Origin of the sequence: Agromyces sp. C10 (genome assembly GCF_023217995.1) — a bacterium.
Lineage (GTDB): Bacteria > Actinomycetota > Actinomycetes > Actinomycetales > Microbacteriaceae > Agromyces > Agromyces indicus.
Genome location: NZ_JALPSX010000006.1, coordinates 50,193 through 72,117, shown reverse-complemented (window position 1 = coordinate 72,117; position 21,925 = coordinate 50,193). Strand labels below are relative to the sequence as shown.

The 21,925-nt window shown below is 72.3% G+C and carries 19 protein-coding genes, 1 tRNA gene and 1 other RNA gene; 10 read left to right on the top strand and 11 right to left on the bottom strand.

The annotated features are described in order from the left end of the window. Positions 1–43: 43 nt before the first annotated feature. Complete coding sequence (locus M1L56_RS08275) at positions 44–718, bottom strand: hypothetical protein (RefSeq protein WP_248598856.1); 675 nt, start codon at positions 716–718, stop codon at positions 44–46. Positions 719–908: 190 nt separating this feature from the next. Between M1L56_RS08275 and M1L56_RS08270 the strand changes: the two genes are divergently transcribed. Then, positions 909–2,660 carry a bifunctional 3'-5' exonuclease/DNA polymerase gene (locus tag M1L56_RS08270; protein WP_248598855.1) on the top strand — a complete coding sequence of 584 codons (1,752 nt, stop codon included), beginning with the start codon at positions 909–911 and terminating at the stop codon, positions 2,658–2,660. Positions 2,661–2,666: 6 nt separating this feature from the next. Here M1L56_RS08270 and M1L56_RS08265 read toward each other — a convergent pair whose 3' ends face one another. After that, the gene (locus M1L56_RS08265; RefSeq protein WP_248598854.1) at positions 2,667–3,293 is read right to left on the bottom strand and encodes a PadR family transcriptional regulator; all 627 of its coding nucleotides are present in this window, start codon (positions 3,291–3,293) and stop codon (positions 2,667–2,669) included. A gap of 193 nt (positions 3,294–3,486) precedes the next feature. On the opposite strand from M1L56_RS08265, the gene M1L56_RS08260 reads away from it, so the two are divergent. After that, on the top strand, positions 3,487–4,008 hold the full coding sequence (locus M1L56_RS08260; RefSeq protein WP_067950225.1) for a DUF3145 domain-containing protein: 522 nt from the start codon (positions 3,487–3,489) through the stop codon (positions 4,006–4,008). 151 nt (positions 4,009–4,159) lie between these two features. Here the strand turns inward: M1L56_RS08260 and M1L56_RS08255 are convergent, their stop codons facing one another. The 6 genes from M1L56_RS08255 to aceE all read right to left on the bottom strand — a co-directional run bounded on the left by M1L56_RS08255 (position 4,160) and on the right by aceE (position 11,762). Beyond that, on the bottom strand, positions 4,160–5,395 hold the full coding sequence (locus M1L56_RS08255; RefSeq protein ID WP_067950224.1) for a beta-ketoacyl synthase: 1,236 nt from the start codon (positions 5,393–5,395) through the stop codon (positions 4,160–4,162). Positions 5,396–5,453: 58 nt separating this feature from the next. Further along, positions 5,454–5,702, bottom strand: coding sequence for an acyl carrier protein (locus M1L56_RS08250; RefSeq protein WP_067950223.1), 249 nt, complete (start codon positions 5,700–5,702; stop codon positions 5,454–5,456). Between the two features lie 65 nt (positions 5,703–5,767). Next, on the bottom strand, positions 5,768–6,772 hold the full coding sequence (locus M1L56_RS08245) for a beta-ketoacyl-ACP synthase III (RefSeq protein WP_067950221.1): 1,005 nt from the start codon (positions 6,770–6,772) through the stop codon (positions 5,768–5,770). A 23-nt stretch (positions 6,773–6,795) separates the two neighbouring features. Further along, positions 6,796–7,716 carry an ACP S-malonyltransferase gene (locus M1L56_RS08240; RefSeq protein ID WP_248598853.1) on the bottom strand — a complete coding sequence of 307 codons (921 nt, stop codon included), beginning with the start codon at positions 7,714–7,716 and terminating at the stop codon, positions 6,796–6,798. Positions 7,717–7,807: 91 nt separating this feature from the next. Continuing rightward, entirely contained in the window at positions 7,808–9,022 is a 1,215-nt protein-coding gene (locus tag M1L56_RS08235; protein WP_067950217.1) for a CdaR family transcriptional regulator, read from the bottom strand. Between the two features lie 13 nt (positions 9,023–9,035). Continuing rightward, complete coding sequence (gene aceE, locus M1L56_RS08230) at positions 9,036–11,762, bottom strand: pyruvate dehydrogenase (acetyl-transferring), homodimeric type (RefSeq protein ID WP_248598852.1); 2,727 nt, start codon at positions 11,760–11,762, stop codon at positions 9,036–9,038. Positions 11,763–11,923: 161 nt separating this feature from the next. Between aceE and M1L56_RS08225 the strand changes: the two genes are divergently transcribed. The 5 genes from M1L56_RS08225 (at position 11,924) to rnpB (ending at position 14,579) form a co-directional block, all read left to right on the top strand. Continuing rightward, complete coding sequence (locus M1L56_RS08225) at positions 11,924–12,391, top strand: redoxin domain-containing protein (RefSeq protein WP_248598851.1); 468 nt, start codon at positions 11,924–11,926, stop codon at positions 12,389–12,391. Between the two features lie 50 nt (positions 12,392–12,441). Beyond that, positions 12,442–12,514 (top strand) — tRNA-Val (locus M1L56_RS08220). A 39-nt stretch (positions 12,515–12,553) separates the two neighbouring features. Next, positions 12,554–13,375, top strand: a complete 822-nt coding sequence (locus M1L56_RS08215) for a Nif3-like dinuclear metal center hexameric protein (protein ID WP_248598850.1) — start codon at positions 12,554–12,556, stop codon at positions 13,373–13,375. A 37-nt stretch (positions 13,376–13,412) separates the two neighbouring features. Then, the gene (locus tag M1L56_RS08210; protein WP_248598849.1) at positions 13,413–14,150 is read left to right on the top strand and encodes a zinc ribbon domain-containing protein; all 738 of its coding nucleotides are present in this window, start codon (positions 13,413–13,415) and stop codon (positions 14,148–14,150) included. Between the two features lie 53 nt (positions 14,151–14,203). Continuing rightward, positions 14,204–14,579, top strand: an RNA gene (rnpB, locus tag M1L56_RS08205) — RNase P RNA component class A. A 25-nt stretch (positions 14,580–14,604) separates the two neighbouring features. Here rnpB and ppgK read toward each other — a convergent pair. Together ppgK and map are read right to left on the bottom strand one after the other, a co-directional pair. After that, the gene (gene ppgK, locus M1L56_RS08200) at positions 14,605–15,360 is read right to left on the bottom strand and encodes a polyphosphate--glucose phosphotransferase (protein ID WP_067950207.1); all 756 of its coding nucleotides are present in this window, start codon (positions 15,358–15,360) and stop codon (positions 14,605–14,607) included. Positions 15,361–15,394: 34 nt separating this feature from the next. Continuing rightward, positions 15,395–16,258: a type I methionyl aminopeptidase gene (map, locus tag M1L56_RS08195; RefSeq protein WP_248598848.1), complete on the bottom strand. Its 864-nt coding sequence runs from the start codon at positions 16,256–16,258 to the stop codon at positions 15,395–15,397. An 11-nt stretch (positions 16,259–16,269) separates the two neighbouring features. Here map and M1L56_RS08190 point away from each other — a divergent pair, with 11 nt between their 5' ends. Continuing rightward, positions 16,270–16,455 (top strand): SPOR domain-containing protein, encoded by a 186-nt coding sequence (locus M1L56_RS08190; RefSeq protein WP_067950202.1) that lies wholly within the window; start codon positions 16,270–16,272, stop codon positions 16,453–16,455. 34 nt (positions 16,456–16,489) lie between these two features. Here the strand turns inward: M1L56_RS08190 and panB are convergent, their stop codons facing one another. After that, positions 16,490–17,377 (bottom strand): 3-methyl-2-oxobutanoate hydroxymethyltransferase, encoded by an 888-nt coding sequence (panB, locus tag M1L56_RS08185; RefSeq protein WP_248598847.1) that lies wholly within the window; start codon positions 17,375–17,377, stop codon positions 16,490–16,492. Positions 17,378–17,463: 86 nt separating this feature from the next. Here panB and M1L56_RS08180 point away from each other — a divergent pair, with 86 nt between their 5' ends. Beyond that, a complete protein-coding gene (locus M1L56_RS08180) occupies positions 17,464–18,801 on the top strand; it encodes a glutamine synthetase family protein (RefSeq protein ID WP_067950198.1) in 1,338 nt (445 codons plus the stop codon). Between the two features lie 13 nt (positions 18,802–18,814). Beyond that, positions 18,815–21,829, top strand: a complete 3,015-nt coding sequence (locus tag M1L56_RS08175; protein WP_248598846.1) for a bifunctional [glutamine synthetase] adenylyltransferase/[glutamine synthetase]-adenylyl-L-tyrosine phosphorylase — start codon at positions 18,815–18,817, stop codon at positions 21,827–21,829. The last annotated feature ends 96 nt before the right edge of the window (positions 21,830–21,925 follow it).

Genomic DNA, 21,925 nt, shown 5'->3' with positions numbered 1-21,925 from the left:
ATATCGGCGTCGCGGCCTCCGGCACCAGAGCGCAGACGACGGATCAGCCGGTGGCGCCGAGCGGCAGGGCGATGGCGTCGACGGCCGCATCGCCGCGGATGACGCGCATGAGCCGCACCACCTCGTCGGCGACCTCGGCGGTGACCGAGCGGCAGGCGACGTGGTACGGCCCGAGCGGGGGCAGCCCGCCGCCGCGGATCCGGATCACCTCCCAGCCGACCTCGCGCAACGCCGCATCCTTCTCCTGGTCCGAGCCCTCCTTCAGACCGCGGTGCGCCCGGCCGGAGCGACCGGGATCGTCGTACTCGATCGCGATCCGCAGTTCGGCGACGAGGATGTCGGGCCAGACCTCCTGCCGCCCGTAGAACATGCGGGCGGTCCGCACCGCGTTGGCGCGGTGGTGCAGCTTCAGTCGTTCCCCGAGCAGCACGCGCAGTCGCTGCTCGGTCATCGAGGTGCCCACGCGCAGCCCCGGTTTCATGAACGGCATCCCGGCCTCGCGAAGCGACCCGGGGGAGGCCGCGTTGCGCCCGCACTTCGGACAACCCGGCCCGGTCAGCACGTCGACGACGCTGGCTCGGAACCGGTCGTGGCCGCGTCGGCAACGCCAGTCGAACTCCGCGCCGACCCGCGTCTCCGCGGCGAGCGCCGACCGCTGGGGCGGCGCGACGCGACCGAGGAGCTCGCCGCGCGTGCGCTGCGTCTCGTGCAGGAGCATGCAGACCGGGCAGGTTCGGCGCAGTGCGACACTGCCCGGCGCTCCCGCCGCGGCTCCGTGACCGCACGCGAAGCTCACCGCGACCATCTGGATGCTCCGTTCGTCATGGCGACATCGTCGTGGATGCCGCCGACATGCCCGGTCCGAGTGCCGCGCCCCGCGTGTCCGTGGGTCGCGCGAGAATCGTGACGTGCGGATCGCGATCACGGCGACGGGCGCTGGGCGCGTGACGTTCGGCGACCTCGACGGTCCGGAGCGCCACGAGGTCGATCGGGAGCACCTCCCCGACCTCGTCGCCCGGCTCGAGGCCGAGCACGCGCCTCGTTGGGTCTGCCGCGACACCCGGGAGTGGGCGCCGTTCCTGCTCGCGCGCGGGGTGCGGGTCGCCCGCTGTCACGACCTGCGGCTGTGCGGCGCGATCCTGGCCTGGTCGACCGCAGTGGCGACCGCGCGAGGCGAGGCGCCCGCCCGTCCCGAGTGGCTGCCACCGGGTCCGGCCGAGGCCCCGGTCGACGAACCGGTCGCACCCGTGGCATCCGTGGCCGCCCACGCCGCGCTCTTCGAGCTCGACGCACCCAGCGAGGTCCGCAGCGGTGATGGGTCGCGGCATCCGTCGCTTGCCGATCTCGCCGCCGAGCACGACCGGCAGCTCGCGCTGGCGGATGACGCGGACTCGCCGGGCGCGATGCGGCTCCTGCTCGCCGCCGAATCGGCGGGCGCGCTCGTGGCGGCGGAACTGCGGGCCGCCGGACTGCCGTGGGACCGCGGTGAGCACGAGCGGGTGCTCGAGGCGGCACTCGGACCGCGCCCGGCGCCGGGCCGCAAGCCCGACCGCATGGAGGAACTCGCGCGGGCCGTACGCGAGGCCCTCGACGCGCCGTCGCTGAACGTCGACTCGCACGCCGACCTCCTCCGAGCCCTGCGCGCGGCGGGGATCGGCGTGGGATCGACCGCCCGGTGGGAGCTGCGCGAGCACGACCACCCCGCGATCGAGCCGCTCCTCGCCTACAAGCGCCTCGCCCGCCTCTGGTCGGCGAACGGGTGGGCGTGGCTCGACGAGTGGATCGTCGACCGGCGCCTCCGCGCCGAGTACGTGGCCGGCGGCACGGCCACCGGGCGATGGGCGACCTCGGGCGGGGGAGCGCTGCAGTTGCCGAAGGTCGTCCGCGGCGCGGTCACCGCCGACGAGGGATGGTCGCTCGTCGTCGCCGACGCGTCGCAACTCGAACCGCGCGTCCTCGCGGCGCTCGCGCGCGACCCGGCCATGGCGGCGGCCGGACGCGGTCGCGACCTGTACCGCGCGATCGTCGACGCGGGCGTCGTCGAGACCCGAGACGAGGCGAAGGTCGCGCTGCTCGGCGCGATGTACGGCGCCACCTCGGGCGACAGCGGCCGGCTCGTCCCGAGGCTCGGCCGGGCCTACCCGCGCGCCATGGCGCTCGTCGACGAGGCAGCGCGAACCGGCGAGGCCGGACGCCGGGTGACCACCCTGCTCGGGCGCTCGTCGCCCCTCCCGCCGACGAGTTGGCATGAGACCCAGGCTCGGGCGAACGGCGTCGACGCGACGGTCGCCGACGAGCGGCGCGCCCGGTCCGCTGCGCGCGACTGGGGTCGATTCACCCGGAACTTCGTGGTGCAGGGCACCGCGGCCGAGTGGGCCCTGTGCTGGATGGCGTCGCTGCGTCCCCGCTTGGCGGCGATGTCCCTGCCGCCGGGTGCTCCGCCCGCGTCCGCGTCGGGTCCGGCATTCGAACGGATGCCGCACCTGGTGTACTTCCTCCACGATGAGCTCATCGTGCACGCGCCGGATGAGCTCACCGGGGCCGTCGCGGATGCCGTCCGCGAATCCGCGACCGAGGCCGGGCGTCTCCTGTTCGGCGAGGCCCCCGTCGAGTTCCCGCTCGACCTCGACATCGTGCGGAGCTACGCGGCGGTGTCCTGACCGCCGTCAGGGCGCTCCGGCGGGCCCGCCGATCGGCCTGGCCTCCGGACTGGCGGGCCGTCGCCCGCGGCGCGGGCGCTCGGCACTGGGCGCGAAGGCGGCGTCGGCGACATCCGTTCGCCCGACGGCCTCGAGCCAGCGCAGCGCCGCCTCGGCCGTGAGCACGTCGGCGGACGAGGAGAGGCGCGCGAGGCGTGCTCGCCCGGGTGCGGCGTCTGCGGCATCCGCGGCATCCGCCGGGTCGACGGTGGCCGCGGCGGCGCGGCGATCGTCCCATCTCGCGCGCTCCGCCGCCAGCACCGCAGCGGCATCGACGCCCGGCATGGACAGGGCGATCAGCACGCGGTCGACCGTCTCATGCCACGGATCCGCGCCGGCGGCGTCCTCGCCGGCCAGCCAGGCTTCGGCGGCAGTGCGGCCGGATGGGGTGATGCGGTGGAGGGGCAGGCCGTCATCGGTCGCGCCGGCCGGCTCGACCAGCCCGCGGGCCGTGAGACGGTCGAGCGTGGAGTAGATCTGTCCGACGTTCACCGTGCGCCGACCACCCGTGCGCTCGGCCAAGCCGCCGCGCAACTGGAAGCCGTACGCAGGTCCGTTCAGCAGGAGGACGAGCAGCGCATCCCGTACGGCCACGTGGTCTCCTTCGCCCGGGTGATCGAACTCACCCGGTATGCAGTTTAGGCCAGAGGCTTGTGATCGTGCGGCGGTAGCGCCATACTCGAACTGACGAGTCGCATCGTCGTCCAATCGAACACGTCGCTCACGCCGAGCCGCCCGTTTCCGAGGTCGTAGGGGAAGACGCACCTCACGAGAAACGGAGCAGGAGATGGCGGAGCAGTTCACGCGGGCCGCGCGCGCCGCGCGAGGCATGCTGTTCGTGCACTCGTCGCCGCGGGCGCTGAGCCCCCATGTCGAATGGGCGGTGGGCCGCGCGCTCGGCACACCGGTCAACTTCGACTGGGCCGACCAGCCCGTGCTGCCCGGGACCATGCGCACCGAGTACTCGTGGACCGGGGATCCCGGTGCGGGCGCCCGCATCGCGTCGGCGCTCCGCGGATGGGAGCAGCTCCGGTTCGAGGTGAGCGAGGATCCCGCCCCCGGGAACGACGGATCGCGTTGGATGCACACGCCCGAGCTCGGCGTGTTCTTCGCGCAGACCGACTCCGCCGGCAACGTGGTCGTGCCCGAGGACCGCATCCGCTACGCGATGGAGATCGCGGCCTTCGACGCGGGCGAGCTCCACCGCGAGCTACGACTCGCCCTCGGACAGGCGTGGGACGACGAGCTCGAGCCGTTCCGTCACGCCAGCGATTTCGCCCCGGTCGTCTGGTTGCACCGCGTGGGGTGATGCACGCCGCACGCGGTGGCGCGACGCGCCCGCCGGTCGACCTGGTCCCGGTAGCGCACGACCGAAACCGCAGCGGCGACGCAGAAGGCCCCGGCACCGTGAGGTGCCGGGGCCTTCGCGTCGAACGACGGGTGTCGCCGGATGCCGCGGCTCAGGCCGTGCGGAACGCGGCGACCGCGTTGTGCCCGCCGAACCCGAACGAGTTGCTGATCGCGATGAGCTCGCCGTCGCCCAGGGAGCGCGGCGTGGTGACCACGTCGAGCGGGATCTCCGGGTCCTGGTCCGACAGGTTGATCGTCGGCGGGGCCGTGCGCTCGTGGAGCGCGAGGACGGTGAAGATCGCCTCGATCGCACCGGCACCGCCGAGGAGGTGACCGGTCGACGCCTTGGTCGCGGTGACCGCGATCCCCTCGAGGCCATCGCCGAAGATGCGGCGGAGGGCGTTGTACTCGGCGATGTCGCCGACCGGGGTGCTCGTCGCGTGCGCGTTGACGTGCCGGACGTCGGCCAGCGATGCGCCGGCGCCCTCGATGGCGGACTTCATCGCGCGCGCCGCGGCCGACCCCTCGGGGTCGGGTGCGGTGATGTGGTACGCGTCGCTGGTGATCGCACCGCCCAGGAGCTCGGCGTAGATGCGGGCGCCGCGGGCCTTGGCGTGCTCCTCGGTCTCGAGCACGAGCGCCGCGCCGCCCTCGCCCATCACGAATCCGTCGCGGCCGACGTCGTAGGGGCGTGACGCGGCGGCCGGGTCGTCGTTGCGGCGCGACAGCGCCTGCATCGAGTTGAAGGACGCGATCGTGATCGGGTGGATCGCCGATTCGGAACCACCTGCGATGACCACGTCGGCGATGCCGTCCTGGAGCTGCTCCCACGCGTTCACGAGCGACTCGGTGCTCGACGCGCACGCCGACACGACCGTGCGGATGCCGGCACGTGCGTGCAGGTCCATCCCGACCGCCGCGCCCGGGCCGTTCGGCATCAGCATCGGGACCGTCATGGGCAGCACGCGGCGCGTGCCGCGCTCGCGCAGGGTGTCCCACGCGTCGAGCAGCGTCCACACGCCGCCGATGCCGGTCGCCCAGGCCACGGCGAGCCGCTCGGGCTCGACCTCGGGAGAACCCGCGTCGGCCCAGGCCTCGCGTCCGGCGATGAGCGCGAACTGGCTCGACGGGTCGAGCCGCTTGAGCTCGTGGCGCTCGAGCGATTCGGACGCCGGCACCTTGGCCGTCGCGGCGAAGGTCACGGGCAGGTCGTACTGCTCCACCCACTCGGCCTCGAGGGTGCGCGCACCGGACTCACCGGCGAGCAGGGCGTTCCAGCTGTCACGGGCGGTGCCGCCGATCGGCGAGGTCGCACCGATACCCGTGATCACGATCTTCTTGGTCATACGAGGAAACTCCGTGGGGAAAAGACGGGCGGGCCGGCTTCACCGGCCCGCCCGTGCACTAGGCCTGGGCCTTGACGATGAAGTCGACGGCGTCGCCGACGGTCTTGAGGTTCTTGACCTCCTCGTCGGGGATCTTCACGTCGAACTTCTCCTCGGCGTTGACGACGATCGTCATCATCGAGATGGAGTCGATGTCGAGGTCATCGGTGAACGACTTGTCCAGCTCAACCGTGTCGGTCGCGATGCCGGTCTCGTCGTTGATGAGCTCGGCCAGGCCGGCAAGCACTTCTTCGTTGGACAATGCCATGGTTCTTCTCCTTGAGGGGTGTCTCGTTGACCGAGACACAGTCTAGATGGACGGGGGACGGCGGCTCAGGGCAGAACCACCACTTGGGCGCCGAACACGAGGCCGGCGCCGAAGCCGATCTGGAGCGCGAGGCCGCCGGAGAGTTCCGGACGCTCCTCGAGCAGGCGGTGCATCGCGAGGGGGATGGACGCGGCCGAGGTGTTGCCCGTGGTGGCGATGTCGCGGCCGATCGCGACGGACTCGGGCAGCTTCAACTGCTTGGCGAACTCGTCGATGATGCGCATGTTCGCCTGGTGGGGGATGAAGGCGGCGAGGTCGTCGGCCGTGATGCCCGCGGCATCCAGGGCCTGCTTGGCGACCTTCGCCATGTCCCACACCGCCCAGCGGAACACCGTCTGGCCCTCCTGCCGCAGGGTCGGCCACTCCGACCGACCCTCGCGGAAGTCGATGAGCGTGTGGTTCATGCCCACGGCGCCCGCCTTGGACCCGTCCGAGCCCCACACGGTCGCGCCGATGCCCGGCGTCTCGCTCGGCCCGATGACGACCGCGCCGGCGCCGTCGCCGAGGAGGAACGAGATGGTCCGGTCGGTGGGGTCGACGACGTCCGAGAGCTTCTCGGCGCCGATGACGAGCGCGTACCGGGCCGCGCCGGTGCGGATCAGCGCGTCCGCCTGCGCGACGGCGTAGGCGTAGCCCGCGCACGCGGCGTTCATGTCGTAGGCCGCGGCCGGGTTCGCCCCGACGCGGTCCGCGACGACGGCGGCGATCGACGGCGTCTGCTGCACGTTCGAGATGGTGGCCACGATCACGAGGTCGACCTGGTCGGCCGGAACGCCCGAGCGCTCGATCGCCTCGCGTCCGGCCTCCGTCGCGAGGTCGACCGCGAGCACGTCCTCACCGGCGCGCACGCGAGTGACGATGCCGGTCCGCTGGCGGATCCACTCGTCCGACGAGTCGATGGGTCCGACCAGGTCGTCGTTGGGCACCGCGTTCTCGCCGCGGGCGGCGCCCACGGAGTAGAGGCGCGTGTGCGCAGGACCGTGCGACTGGGTGAGCGTGGGGTGCGTCATGCGTTCTCTCGTGTTCGGTGGGACTAGGCGGCCTGCGCGAGCAGCTCGATGGCGGCCGGCAGGTCGTCGGGCGTCTTGACGGCGACGGTCGGCACACCCTTGAGCGCACGCTTGGCGAGGCCGACGAGGGCGCCCGCGGGCGCCAGCTCGATGATCCCCGTGACGCCGGCCTCGGCGAAGGACGCCATGCAGCGGTCCCAGCGGACGGGCGAGGCGACCTGGCCGACGAGCAGCTCGAGGAACGACGCTCCGGATGCCACGGGGGAGCCGTCGCGGTTCGTCCAGAGCGTGAGGTCCGGGTCGGAGGCGGACACGGAGAGCGCGACCTCGGCCAGACGTTCGCGCGCGGGCTGCATGTACCGGGTGTGGAACGCGCCCGCGACCTGCAGCGGGATGACCCGCGCACCGGCGGGCGGCTCGGCCTTGAGCTGCTCGAGCGCGTCCACGGCTCCGGCGACGACGATCTGGCCGCCGCCGTTGAAGTTCGCGGGCTCGAGGCCGAGCGTCTCGAGCCGGGCGAGGAGTTCGGTCTCGTCGGCGCCGATCACGGCGCTCATGCCGGTGGGCTCGAGCGCCGCGGCATCCGCCATCGCCCGACCGCGCTCGGCGACGAAGCGCATGGCGTCGGCCGCGTCGAGCACGCCCGTCGCCGCAGCGGCGGTGATCTCGCCGACGGAGTGGCCCGCGACGCCGCCGATCGCGGCGCGGCGGCCCTCGGCGGCCAGCGCGTCGAACGCGAGGATGCCCGCGGCGACGATGAGCGGCTGCGCGATCGCCGTGTCGCGGATGGTGTCGGCGTTGCTCTCGGTGCCGTGGCGCGTCAGGTCGGCGCCGGCGGCCTCGGACAGCGCCGAGAGACGGTCGGCGAACGAGGGCTCGGCGAGCCAGGGTGCGAGGAAACCGGGGGTCTGGGAGCCCTGACCAGGGCAGACGACGACGATCACCGTCTCAGTCTGCCAATGACCTCAGCGCCGTGAGTGTGCACTCGCGACAAGGTATCGGCGAAGACGTTGTGACGGCAGTACATAGTGAGGGTCAGCTCGCCGATCGCCGACGCGGAACCGCCTCATGATCGCTCATCGAGCCGATGATGAGCGCGGACTGGAGGATGAGCGCTTCGCGTGCGCCCGTGGCATCCCAGCCGATCACGTCGGAGACCCGCTTCAAGCGGTAGCGCACCGTGTTCGGATGCACGAAGAGCTCGCGTGCCGTCGCCTCGAGCGACCGGCCGTTGTCGAGGTAGCTCCACAGGGTGGTGAGGAGCTCGGTGGAATGGGCCTGGAGGGGCCGGTAGATGCGGTGGACGAGCGTGGCGCGAGCGAGCGGGTCGCCCGCGAGCGCGCGCTCGGGCAGCAGGTCGTCGGCGTGCACCGGGCGCGGTGCGTGCCGCCACGAGCGGGCCACCGCGAACCCCGCGAGGGCCGCCTTCGCGCTCTTGCCGGCGTCGACCAGGTTCGGCACCTCGTGGCCGAGCACCAGGTGACCCGCACCGAAGTGCGGCTCGAGCTGCGTCGCGATCTCGAGGAACGTCAGCGCGGGGGCGGTGCCGACCGCGTCGTCGGGCTCGCTGCCACGCGGCTCCGCGCGCCCGATGACCACGACGAGCCGATTGCCCTGCACGCCGACCAGCACGTCGGCCTGCATGTGCCGTGCCGCGCGGCGGACCTGGTCGACGTCGAACAGCTTCGGGGCGGTGCCGACGAGCACCGCCACCTCGCCGTGCCCGTGCCACCCGAGGGCGGCGATCCGGCTCGGCAGCTCGTCGTCGTACTCGCCGGACAGGATCGAATCGACGACGAGCGCCTCGAGCCTGGCGTCCCACAGGCCGCGAGCCTCGGCGGCGCGCGCGTAGACGTCGGCGGCCGCGAATGCGATCTCGCGCGAGTAGAGCAGGATCGCCTCCCGGAGCGGCTCACCGCCGTCCTTGACGCGCTCTTCGACGACCTCGACGGTCACCCTGATGAGCTGCAGCGTCTGCTGCAGGCTCACCGAGCGCAGCAGCTCACGCGGGGCGGCGCCGAAGACGTCGGCCGCGATCCACGGCGTCGACTTCGGGTCGTCGAACCACGCGATGAACGAGGAGATCCCGGCCTGGGCGACGAGGCCCACCGCGGAGCGGCGGCTCGGCGGCATGTCCCCGTACCAGGGCAGGGTGTCTTCCAGTCGCTTGAGGGTCTGGGTCGACAGTTCGCCCGCGATGGTTCGCAACCACGCGAGCGTCTCCGCCTTCGTCCGGGGCTTCGTCGCCACAGCCGGGAGCCTGCTAGCTCTCGCCGCCGGCCGTGCCGGTCGTGCCCGCGTTCACGTCGTGGAGGCGGTACTTCTCGATCGCCTGCGCCGGCAGGGAGCGGTCCACCTCGCCGCGATCCGCGAGGAGCTGGAGCGTGCGCACCACGACCGAGGGGCCGTCGATCTTGAAGTAGCGACGCGCCGCCGGACGGGTGTCCGAGAAGCCGAACCCGTCGGCGCCCAGCGTCGCGTACTCGCCGGGCACGTACGGCCGGATCTGCTCCTGCACCGCGCGCATGAAGTCCGAGACCGCGACGAACGGGCCGCGGGCCCCCGACAGCTTCTGCGTCACGTAGGGCACGCGCCGCTCGGCATCCGGGTGGAGGAAGTTGTGCTCGTCGACCGCGAGGCCGTCGCGGTTCAGCTCCGACCAGCTCGTGACCGACCAGACGTCGGCCGACACGCCCCAGTCCTGGGCCAGCAGCTCCTGGGCCTCGAGGATCCACGGCACCGCGACGCCCGAGGCGAGCAGCTGGGCCTTCGGGCCCTCGGCGTGCGACTCGGCGACCCGGTGGATGCCGCGGACGATGCCCTCGACGTCGACGCCCTCCGGCTCGGCGGGCTGCACGAGCGGCTCGTTGTACACCGTGAGGTAGTACATGACGTTCGGGTCGGGGTGGTTTCCGCCGTACATCCGGTCGAGTCCGGAGCGGACGATGTGGCCGATCTCGTACCCGTAGGCCGGGTCGTAGGACACCACCGCGGGGTTCGTCGCGGCGAGCAGCGGCGAGTGGCCGTCGGCGTGCTGCAGGCCCTCGCCCGTGAGCGTGGTGCGGCCAGCGGTCGCGCCGATCATGAAGCCGCGCGTCATCTGGTCGCCGGCGGCCCAGATGGCGTCGCCGGTGCGCTGGAACCCGAACATCGAGTAGAAGACGTAGATCGGGATGAGCGGCTCGCCCTGTGTGGAGTACGACGTGCCCAGCGCGGTGAACGCGGCGAGCGCGCCGGCCTCGTTGATGCCGACGTGGACGATCTGGCCCTGCGGGCTCTCCTTGTAGGCCAGGAGGAGCTCGCGGTCGACGGACGTGTAGTGCTGGCCCATCGGGTTGTAGATCTTCGCGTTCGGGAAGAACGCGTCCATGCCGAAGGTGCGCGCCTCGTCGGGGATGATCGGCACGATGCGGTTGCCGAAGTCCTTGGAGCGCATGAGGTCCTTGAGCAGGCGGACGAACGCCATCGTCGTGGCGACCTCCTGCGTGCCGGAGCCCTTCTTCGCGATCGCGTAGGCGGATTCGTCCGGCAGGGAGATGGCCGTGTGCTTCGTGCGGCGCTCGGGCAGGTACCCGCCGAGCTCGCGACGGCGCTCGTGGAGGTACTGGATCGCCTCGTCGTCGTTACCGGGGTGGTAGTACGGCGGGAGGTAGGGGTTCTCCTCGAGCTGCGCATCGGAGATCGGGATGCGCATCGTGTCCCTGAAGGTCTTCAGGTTGTCGAGCGTCATCTTCTTCATCTGGTGCGTGGCGTTGCGGCCCTCGAAGGACGGCCCGAGACCGTAGCCCTTGATGGTCTTCGCGAGGATGACGGTGGGCTGGCCCTTGTGCTCGGTGGCGGCCTTGAACGCCGCGTACACCTTGCGGTAGTCGTGGCCGCCGCGCTTGAGGCCCCAGACCTGGTCGTCGGTGAGGTCCTTCACGAGCTCGAGCGCCCGCGGGTCGCGGCCGAAGAAGTTCTCGCGCACGTAGGCGCCCGACTCGGCCTTGTAGGTCTGATAGTCGCCGTCCGGCGTCACGTTCATGAGGTTGCGGAGCGCGCCGTCGTGGTCGCGGGCGAGCAGGTCGTCCCACTCGCGGCCCCAGACGACCTTGATGACGTTCCAGCCGGCCCCGCGGAAGAAGCTCTCGAGCTCCTGGATGATCTTGCCGTTGCCGCGGACCGGGCCGTCGAGGCGCTGCAGGTTGCAGTTGATCACGAAGGTGAGGTTGTCGAGTCCCTCGTTCGCCGCCACCTGGAGCTGGCCGCGGCTCTCGACCTCGTCCATCTCGCCGTCGCCGAGGAAGGCCCAGACGTGCTGGTCGGAGGCGTCCTTGATGCCGCGGTTGGTGAGGTACTTGTTGGCCTGCGCCTGGTAGATGGCGTTGATCGGGCCGAGGCCCATCGACACGGTGGGGAACTGCCAGAACTCGGGCATGAGCCGCGGGTGCGGGTACGACGAGAGGCCGTTCGGCGCGTGCGACTTCTCCTGGCGGAAGCCGTCGAGCTGGTCGGCGGACAGCCGTCCCTCGAGGTAGGCGCGGGCGTAGGTGCCGGGGGAGGCGTGGCCCTGGATGAAGATCTGGTCGCCGCCGCCGGGGTGGTCCTGGCCGCGGAAGAAGTGGTTGAAGCCGACCTCGTAGAGCGCAGCGGATGACGCGTACGTCGAGATGTGGCCGCCCACGGCGATGCCCGGCCGCTGCGCGCGGTGCACGAGCATCGCGGCGTTCCAGCGGATCCACGCGCGGTAGCGGCGCTCGATCTCCTCGTCGCCGGGGAACTCGGGCTCGTTCTCGGGCGCGATCGTGTTCAGGTAGTCGGTGGTGGGCACCATCGGCACGCCCAGGTGCAGCTCCTTGGAGCGCTTGAGCAGGCTGAGCATGATCTCACGCCCGCGCTGGTGGCCCTTCTCGGCGACGAGGGCGTCGAGGGACTCCGCCCACTCGGTGGTCTCCTCCGGATCGGAGTCCATCGCCTCGACCGAGTACGGGTCCTGGTCGTTGACAGTCACACTCGACCTCTCTCTTCAGCAGATCATGCCTTGCGTTCGGTGCGTGCGCACGACGAAGCGACCGGGTTGCGGTCGGGGGCACCACGCCATCCTAGTGATTCTATGCCCGGGTGCGGGCAGCTAGGCTGGCGCCCGTTCCACCGGCCGTGAGGGAGGCGCCGTTGATCCTCGACGCGGGCGCGATCGCGCCGGAGTTCGAGCTGCCGGACCAGTTCGGCGCGCCCCAGCGGCTCGCCGATCGGCGCGGCGTGCGCCCGGTCGTCCTCGTGTTCCTGCCGTTCGCGTTCTCGCGCACCTGCACGGGCGAGCTGCGCGAGCTCGCGGCGAACGCCGCGATGTTCGACGAGGCCGGTGCCGAGGTGCTCGTCGCATCCGTCGACGCCAAGTACGCGCTGCGCGCCTGGGCCGAGGCGGAGGACGTGCGGCTCACGCTCCTGTCGGACTTCTGGCCGCACGGCGCGGTCGCCGCGAACTACCGCGCGTTCGACGCCGCAGCCGGATTCGCGCGACGAGCCACGTTCGTGATCGGCGACGACGGCGTCATCCGCTCGTCGTTCGCCACGGCCCCGGGCGAGCCCCGGCCGCTGTCGGCGTACCGGGAGGCCCTCGCGGCCCTCGACCGACGGTGACGGATGCCGCGGGGCCCTCGGCGTACGATGGGGGAGCGCCGCGCGCGCAGGGGCCTTTAGCTCAGTTGGTAGAGCGCCACGCTTACACCGTGGATGTCGTCGGTTCGAGCCCGGCAGGGCCCACGCGGAGCACGTCTCGGCTGCGGCGCTAGGCTGGGGCGCGTGCCAGTCCTCCTCGCCGACGTCCTCTCGACCGTCGAGCGCCTGTGGCCCGTCTCGGGCGCCGAGGCTTGGGACGCTCCCGGACTCGTGACCGGCGATCCGGCACGCGAGGTGTCCCGCGTGCGACTCGTCGTCGACGCGGTCGCCGCGACGGTCGACGAGGCGGTCGCCGCCGGCGACGACCTCGTGATCGCCCACCACCCGCTGCTCCTGCGCGGGGTGACCTCCGTGGCCGAGGACCGCTACAAGGGCGCGCTCCTCGCCCGGCTGATCCGCGCCGACTGCGCGCTCGTCGCCGCGCACACCAACGCCGACGTGGTCGAGTCCGGCACGTCGGCGGTGCTCGCCGAGCGCCTCGGGCTGCTCGACGCCCGCCCGATCGTCCCCAACGCGACGGATGCCGCGCGCGGGCTCGGACGCGTCGGCCGACTCGCCGAGCCGACGACCCTCGGCCGCCTCGCACGACACCTTGCCGACCTGCTGCCGGCCACCGCCGGCGGCGTCCGCGTCGCGGGTGGGTACGAGGCGCCCGTCGAGACCGTGGCGGTGTGCGGCGGGGCGGGCGACTCCCTGCTCGCCGATCCGGCCGTGCGCGGCGCTGACGTCTACGTCACGGCCGACCTGCGGCACCATCCGGCCTCCGAGGCGCGCGAGCAGGCCCTGCTCGGCGGAGGCCCGGCGCTCGTCGACGTGTCGCACTGGGCGAGCGAGTGGCTGTGGCTCGACGCGGCCGCGGCGGAGCTGCGCGAGGCCCACCCCGACCTCGAGATCGTCGTGAGCGACCTGAACACCGACCCGTGGGACTTCCTGGTCGTCCAGTGACCAGTCCCGCCCCGACCACCCCTTCGAGGAGCACCACGTGAAGGCCAGCCCCGCCGACCAGCAGCAGCTGCTGCGACTCCAGTCCATCGACACGCGCCTGCAGCAGCTCGCGCACCGGCTCCGCTCGCTGCCGCAGACCGCCGACCTGCAGGCCCTCGCCGAGCGCGACGCCGGCGTGCGCGGCCGCCGGGCCGAGGCCGTCGGCGCGCTCGAGGACGCGCGTGCCGAGCTCGGCCGGATCGAGTCCGACGTCGAGGTCGTGGAGAAGCGCATCGCCCGCGACGGCGAGCGGCTCACGCACACGTCGTCGATGAAGGACGTCGCCGCGCTCGAGTCCGAGCTCGTGTCCCTGCGCAAGCGCCTCGCCGACCTCGAGGACCTCGAGCTCGTCGTCATGCAGAAGGTCGAGGACGCGGAGGCGCGCGTCGCCGCGATCGACGAGGAGCGCGCGACCATCGCCGCCGAAACCGCGCGCCTCGAGGGCGAGCGCGACGAGGCGGCGGGCGGGCTGGGCGTCGAGCGCGACGGCGCCGAGCGCGACCGCGCAGCGATCGCCGCCACGATCCCCGACGACCTGCTCGCCTTCTACGAGCAGCGCCGCACTCGGGGCGCGGGCGTGGGCGCCGCCCTCCTGCGCCAGCGCACGTGCAGCGGCTGCACCATCACGCTCACCGGATCCGACCTCGCCGCCGTGCGGCGCGCGGCGCCCGACGAGGTCGTGCAGTGCCCCGAGTGTGACCGGATCCTGGTCCGCACCGACGAATCCGGCCTCTGACGACGGATGCCGGGCGAGCCCGGGAGCTGCGTCCGATACCCTTGAAGGGCGAGCGGGTCGGCAAGACGACCGCGTCGCCCGAGTGATCGGGCGCCGAGGAACGTCCGGGCTCCGCAGGGCAGGACGGTGGGTAACGCCCACCCGGGGTGACCCGCGAGACAGTGCCACAGAAAGCAGACCGCCTCGGGCTTCGGCCCGCGGTAAGGGTGAAACGGTGGGGTAAGAGCCCACCAGCGGCCGCGGTGACGCGGTCGGCTCGGTAAACCTCGTCCGGAGCAAGGCCAGACAGGGAACGATGGGGCTGCCCGTCCCGTTCCCGGGTAGGCCGCTGGAGGGTCGCGGCAACGCGACCCCGAGAGAGATGGTCGTCCAGCCGGTGTCGCGCAAGCGCCCGGTGAACAGAACCCGGCGTATCAGCCGGCCCGCTCGCGCCCCAAGCCTCGCCCGCCCGCCGTCAGGCGTCGGCGGCGAGTGCGGCCGCGCCGAGGAGCCCGGCGTTGTTGCGGAAGGCCGCCGGCACGATCGGCGTGTCGAGGGAGAGCAGCGGCAGGAACTCGCGGTGGTGCTTCGACACCCCGCCGCCGACCACGAACAGGTCGGGACTGAAGAGGAACTCGACGTGCGAGTAGTAGCGCTGCAGCCTCGCGGCCCACTCGGCCCACGACAGGTCCTCGCGTTCCATGGCCGAGTACGCCGCGCGCTCCTCCGCGTCGTGGCCGTCGAGCTCGAGGTGACCCAACTCGGTGTTCGGCACGAGCACGCCGTCGTAGAGGAAGGCCGAGCCGATGCCGGTGCCGAGGGTCGTCAGGATCGCCAGGCCCCGCTCGCCCCTCGCCGCGCCGAAGCGCGCCTCGGCGTAGCCGGCGGCATCCGCGTCGTTGATGAAGTGGATGTCGCTGCCGAGCTCGCGCTCGAAGAGCTGCTCGGCCTGGAGCCCGATCCACTCCTCGGAGATGTTCGCGGCCGACAGCGTGCGCCCGTGGCGGACGATCGCCGGGAAGCACACGCCGAGGGGGAGACCGGTGTGGCCCTGCTCGCCGATCGTCTCGAGCAGTCGCCGCGTGGCCTCGAGGATGTCGGCCGGACGGCCGCCCTTCGGGGTCTTGACCTTGATGCGCTCGGTCACGAGCTCGCCGGTGCCGAGGTCGACGACCGCGCCCTTGATGCCCGTGCCGCCGATGTCGATGCCGATCGCACGTCCAGTCGCCATGGCGCCACCTTATCGCGGGGCTTCCGGCGGGCGTTCAGGGCAGCGTCAGGATCTCCGCGCCGCGCTCGGTGACGACGAGGGTGTGCTCGAACTGGGCGGTGAGCGATCGGTCGCGGGTCACCACGGTCCAGTCGTCGTCCCAGAGGTCCCACTCGATCGTGCCGAGGGTGAGCATGGGCTCGATCGTGAACACCATGCCCGGTTCGATCACCGTCGTCGCGTCCGGGTCGTCGAAGTGGGGGATCACGAGGCCCGTGTGGAAGGCGCGGCCGACGCCGTGTCCGGTGTAGTCGCGGACGACGCCGTACCCGAAGCGCCTCGCGTACGACTCGATCGCACGCCCGATGACGTTGACCTGCCGCCCGGGGGCGACGGCGCGGATGCCGCGGGCGAGCGCTTCGCGCGTGCGCTCCACGAGCAGCCGCGTCTCGTCGCCGGCCTCGCCGACCACGAACGTGTGGTTGAGGTCGCCGTGGTAGCCGTCGAGGTACGCGGTGACGTCGATGTTCACGAGGTCGCCGTCCTGGAGCACGGTGTCGTCGGGGATCCCGTGGCAGATCACCTCGTTCACCGACGTGCACGAGGACTTGGGGTACCCGCGGTAGCCGAGCGTCGACGGGTAGGCGCCGTGGGCCACCACGTATTCGTGCGCGACCCGGTCGAGTTCGTCGGTCGTCACGCCGGGGCGGATCACGGCCGCGGCCGCCTCGATGGCGCCCGCGGCGACGCGCCCAGCGGCGCGGATGCGCTCGATCTCGTCGGGGGAGTAGCGGTCGCCCCCCGTGTTCGGGGTGGGCGCGGGGCGTCCCACGTACTCGGGACGGGGGATCGAGGCGGGCACGGCGCGCGCGGGCGACAGGCGGCCGGGGATCAGGTGGCCGTCGGGGTCCTTGGGCATAGGATCAGCCTATGTCGCGAGACACCGAGCATCAGTTCTGGTACAACCTCAACACCGGCGAGGTCGAGGAGGGCATGGTCTCCCCGGCCGTCGAGCGCGTGGGGCCGTTCGAGACGCGGGCCGAGGCCGAGCGCGCGCTCGAGATCCTCCGCGCGAACAGCGCCAAGTGGGCCGAAGAGGAGGCCGCCGAGGACTGAGCCCTCCGCGTCGGGCCCGCGGGGCGGGCTCGGCTCAGTAGGAGTGCTCCTCGGTCGGGTACGCCCCCGAGGCGACATCCGCTCGCCATGCGGTCGCCGCCTCGCGCAGGACGCCGGCGAGGTTCGCGTACTGCTTGACGAACTTCGGGATGCGGCCCGTGGTCAGGCCCGCCCAGTCCGTCCACACGAGCAGCTGCCCGTCGCAGTGCGGCCCGCCGCCGACCGAGATGGTCGGGATCTCGAGCAGTTCGGTCACCTGGCGGGCGGCGTCGGCCGGGACCATCTCGAGCACGACGGCGAACGCCCCCGCGTCCTGCACCGCCTCGGCGTCGGCGAGCAGCTGCTTGATGCCCTCGCCGCGTCCCTGGATGATGTGTCCGCCCAGGCCGTGCTCGCTCTGGGGCGTGTAGCCGATGTGCGCCATGACGGGGATGCCGGCGCCGACCACGCGGCGGATCTGCTTGTGGCTGCGTTCGCCGCCCTCGAGCTTGACGGCGTGCGCGCCGGTCTCCTTCATGAAGCGGATGGCGGTGCGCAGCGCCTCGTCGGGACCGTTCTCGTACGACCCGAACGGCATGTCGGCCACCACGAACGCGCGCTGGACGGCGCCGGCCACCGCGCGCGTGAGCGGGATCAGCTCGTCGAGCGTGACCGGCAGGGTCGTCTCGTACCCGAGGACGTTGTTGGCCGCGGAGTCGCCGACGAGGAGGAAGTCGATGCCGGCCTCGTCGAAGATCCGGGCGGTGAGCGCGTCGTAGCTCGTGAGGCCGGTGATCTTGATGCCCTCGCGCTTGGCGTTCTGGAAGTGCCGGGTGCGCACGCGCTTGGGGCCCGGGGCCGTCTTCGCGGCACCGCCGTAGGGGTTCTCGGCCGGGGCGTTCGCGCTGTCGGATGCGGCGTCGTTCGATGCGTGCTCGGACATGCCGCAAGTCTGGCACACGTGCCATCCGCCAGATCCGCGGGCCGGTGCGACCCAGTACGCTGAGAGGGCATCGAGGAAGGGTGTGCATGGACAAGCAGCGCGACTTCGTTCTCCGGACCATCGAAGAACGCGGGGTCAAGTTCGTCAGGCTGTGGTTCACCGACGTCGTCGGCACGCTGAAATCGGTCGCGATCGCCCCGGCCGAGGTCGAGGGCGCGTTCACCGAGGGCATCGGCTTCGACGGCTCGGCCATCGAGGGCCTGAGCCGCACGTTCGAGTCCGACCTGCTCGCCTTCCCCGACCCGACCACCTTCCAGACGCTGCCGTGGCGGGGCGACATCGATCCCACGGCGCGCATGTTCTGCGACATCACCACGCCCGACGGCGAGCCCGCCGTCGCCGATCCGCGGAACGTGCTGAAGCGCACGCTCGCCCGCGCGGCCGACCGGGGCTTCACCTTCTACACGCACCCCGAGATCGAGTTCTACCTCCTGAAGTCGAGCAAGTACGGGCCCGAGGGGCCGCAGCCGGTCGACTCGGCCGGGTACTTCGACAACGTCCCGGGCGGCACCGCGCACGACTTCCGCCGTCGTTCCGTCCGCATGCTCGAAGACCTCGGCATCTCGGTCGAGTTCAGCCACCACGAGGCGGGGCCGGGCCAGAACGAGATCGACCTGCGCTACGCCGACGCCCTCACGACCGCCGACAACATCATGACCTTCCGCACCGTCGTGAAGGAGGTCGCGATCGAGCAGGGCGTGTACGCCACCTTCATGCCGAAGCCGTTCTCCGACAAGCCGGGCTCGGGCATGCACACGCACCTCTCGCTCTTCGAGGGCGACGCGAACGCGTTCTACGAGGCGGGCGCCCAGTACCAGCTGTCCAAGATCGGGCGGCAGTTCATCGCCGGCCTGCTCCGGCATGCGAACGAGATCTCCGCGGTCACCAACCAGTTCGTCAACTCGTACAAGCGGCTCTGGGGCGGCGACGAGGCGCCGAGCTTCGTCTGCTGGGGGCACAACAACCGGTCCGCGCTCGTGCGGGTCCCGCTCTACAAGCCCGGCAAGGGCCAGAGCGCGCGCGTCGAGTACCGCGCCATCGACTCGGCCGCCAACCCGTACCTCGCCTTCTCCCTGCTGCTCGCGGCCGGCATGAAGGGCATCGAGGAGGGCTACGAGCTCCCCGCCGAGGCGGAGGACGACGTGTGGGCGCTCACCGACAGCGAGCGTCGCGCGCTCGGGTACCGTCCGCTGCCGGCGAGCCTCGACCACGCCATCGAGTACATGGAGGAGTCCGAGCTCGTCGCCGACACCCTCGGCGAGCACGTGTACAACTACGTCCTCGCGAACAAGCGGGCCGAGTGGCGCGAGTACCGGTCGCAGGTCACGCCGTTCGAGTTGCAGCGCAACCTCGAGATCCTCTGACGAGCGGCGACGGATGACGCGCCAGGCCCCGATGCTCGGTGCACTCGCGCGTGCCGGGTTCGCCGACCTCGACCGGGCGGCCCGGGAGTCGAGCGCCCTCGCCGAGGCGACGGGCATCCGGCAGGCCGACCTCGTCGACGCGTTGGCCGCGGCGGGCGACCCCGACCAGGCCCTCGAGGAGCTCCGGCGACTGACCGATCGCGCGCCCGACGCGGTGCGCGAGCTGCTCGCCGACGACGCCACGCGCGACCGAGCGGTACGGCTCCTCGGCGCGTCGCGCGGGTTCGGCGACTTCCTGCTGCGCAACCTCGACGAGCTCGACGTCCTCCGCACCGCGGCATCCGCACCGCCGACCGCGAGTGCGGCCGCGGCGGAACTCGTCGATGCGGTGGCCTCCGTCGACGCGACCGGAGCCGACCTCATCGATGCCGGCGCACGCGTGCTCCGCGTGCGCTACCGCCGGCTGCTCGCGCGCATCGCCATCTGGGACCTCATGCGCCCCGACGCGGTCGACGCGGTCGACACCGTGGCTGCCGGCCTCGCCGACCTCGCGGGCGCCGCGCTCGACGCCGCCCTGCACCTGGCGCGTCGCGCGGTCGCCCGCGAGCCCGGTGCGCCCGCCGCGCCCGGCCGGTTCCCGGCGTCCGAGGTGGACGCGACCCGCCTCGCGATCATCGGCATGGGCAAGGCGGGGGCGCGCGAGCTCAACTACGTCAGCGACGTCGATGTCATCTTCGTCGCCGAGAGCGCCGACGAGGAGGCCGCGCCGACCGCGCGCGCCCTCGACATCGCGACGCGCCTCGCGATGCTCGTGATGCGCCTGATCGGCGAGCCCGGGATCGAGCCGCCGCTCTGGGAGGTCGACCCGAACCTCAGGCCCGAGGGCAAGGACGGCGCGCTCGTGCGCACGCTCGAGTCGCACCTGCAGTACTACGACCGGTGGGCGAAGAGCTGGGAGTTCCAGGCGCTGCTCAAGGCGCGTCCGCTCGCGGGCGACGCCGGACTCGGCGCCCGCTACGCCGCGGGCGTCGCACCCAAGGTCTGGGCGAGCTCGTCGCGCGAGGGATTCGTTGAGTCCGTGCAGCGCATGCGCGAGCGGGTCACCGAGCACATTCCGGCCGACGAGGTGGACGTGCAGTTGAAGCTCGGGCCGGGCGGCCTGCGGGACATCGAGTTCACCGTGCAGCTGCTCCAGCTCGTCCACGGCGCGACGGATGACGCGATCCGCCAGGCGGGCACGCTGCCCGCCCTGGCGGCCCTGGCCGAGCACGGCTACGTCGGTCGCGAGGAGGCTGCGGAGTTCTCGCGCGACTACCGGATCCTGCGGGTCCTCGAACACCGGCTGCAGCTCGCCCGGCTGCGGCGGACCCACCTCATGCCCACCGACGCCGGGGAGCTCCGCGTGCTCGCCCGCTCGTCCGGGCTCGGGCGCACCGCCGACGAGCTGACGGCCCTGTGGCAGTCCACCCGCCGCCGCGTGCGCGGGCTGCACGAACGGCTCTTCTACCGTCCGCTGCTCTCGGCGGTCGCCGCGCTGCCGGCCGACGGACTCGGCCTCACGAGCGAGCAGGCGGCCGCGCGGCTCGCCGCGATCGGCTTCCGCGACCCCAAGGGCGCGCTCGCGCACATCGGCGCGTTGACGGCCGGGGTCTCGCGCCGCGCGACCATCCAGCGGCACCTCATGCCGGTCCTCATCTCGTGGTTCGCCGAGGGCACCGATCCCGACTACGGCCTGCTGGCGTTCCGCCGGATCAGCGACACGCTCGGCACCACCCACTGGTACCTCCGCCTGCTCCGCGACTCCTCCGACGCCGCGCTCCGCCTGACCCGCATCCTCTCCGGCTCGCGGTTCGCCGGCGAGCTGCTCGAGCGGATCCCCGAGGCGGTGGCCTGGTTGGAGGACGTGGCCGAGCTGCGACCCCGACCGCTGGCCTCGCTGCAGGACGAGGTGGCGGCCGTCCTCGCGCGCCACGGCGAGCTGGACCCGGCGGCCAAGGTGCTGCGCGCGATGCGGCGCCGCGAAGTGCTCCGACTGTCCCTCGCCGGCATGCTCGACGTCTGCACCGTCGAGGAGCTCGGACACGGGCTGAGCGACGTGGTCCAGGCCCACATCGACGGGCTCGTCCGCGCGATCCGGCGCGGCGACGACGGCATCGAGTTCGCGGTGATCGGCATGGGCCGATTCGGCGGACGCGAACTGGGCATCGGGTCGGACGCCGACATCCTCTACGTCTACCGCCCGGCCGGCGCCGAGCCCGACGCGGCGCACACCCGCGCGCTGAAGATCGTCTCGGAGCTCGTCCGCGTGAGCGAGGACGCGCGCCTCCCGTTCGAACTCGACGCGAACCTCCGGCCCGAGGGGCGCAACGGCGTGGTGGCTCGGTCGCTCGACGCATATCGCGCCTACTACGCGCGCTGGTCGCTCACCTGGGAGGCGCAAGCGCTTCTGCGCGCCCGCGGGGTGGCCGGCGACGCCGCCCTCCTCGACGACTTCACGGCGCTGGCCGACACCGTCCGCTATCCCGAGCAGATCGCCGAACGCGAGGTGCGCGAGGTCAAGCGCATCAAGGCGCGAGTCGAGAACGAACGGCTGCCGCAGGGGGCCGATCCGAAACGGCACCTGAAGCTCGGCCGTGGCTCGCTGAGCGACGTCGAGTGGTACGTCCAGCTGCTCCAGCTCGAGCACGGCGCTCGCGTGCCGTCGCTGCGGACCACGTCGACCCTCGACGCCCTCGCCGCAGCGGTGGATGCCGACCTGATCGAGCGCGCCGACGCGGAAACCCTCCGGGCGGCGTGGGTGTTCGCCTCGCGTGCGCGTTCCGCGCTCACGCTCTGGCTCGACAAGACCACCGACGTACTCCCCGTGGAGCGCACGCAGCTCGAGGGCGTGGCGCGGATCATGGGGTACCCGCCCGGATCCGCAGCCCGGCTGGAGGACGACTACCTGCAGGTCACCCGACGAGCCCGGGCCGTCTTCGAGCGGGGGTTCTACGGCGTCGAACCGAAGCGAGAACCGACCCGGAGCTGAGTTCCCCACCCGGCGACACCGCGCTGCGCCATCCGCTGCAACGCCACGAGGGCCCGCGTCGACATGCGACGCGGGCCCTCGGCTCTCTCTGGGGGG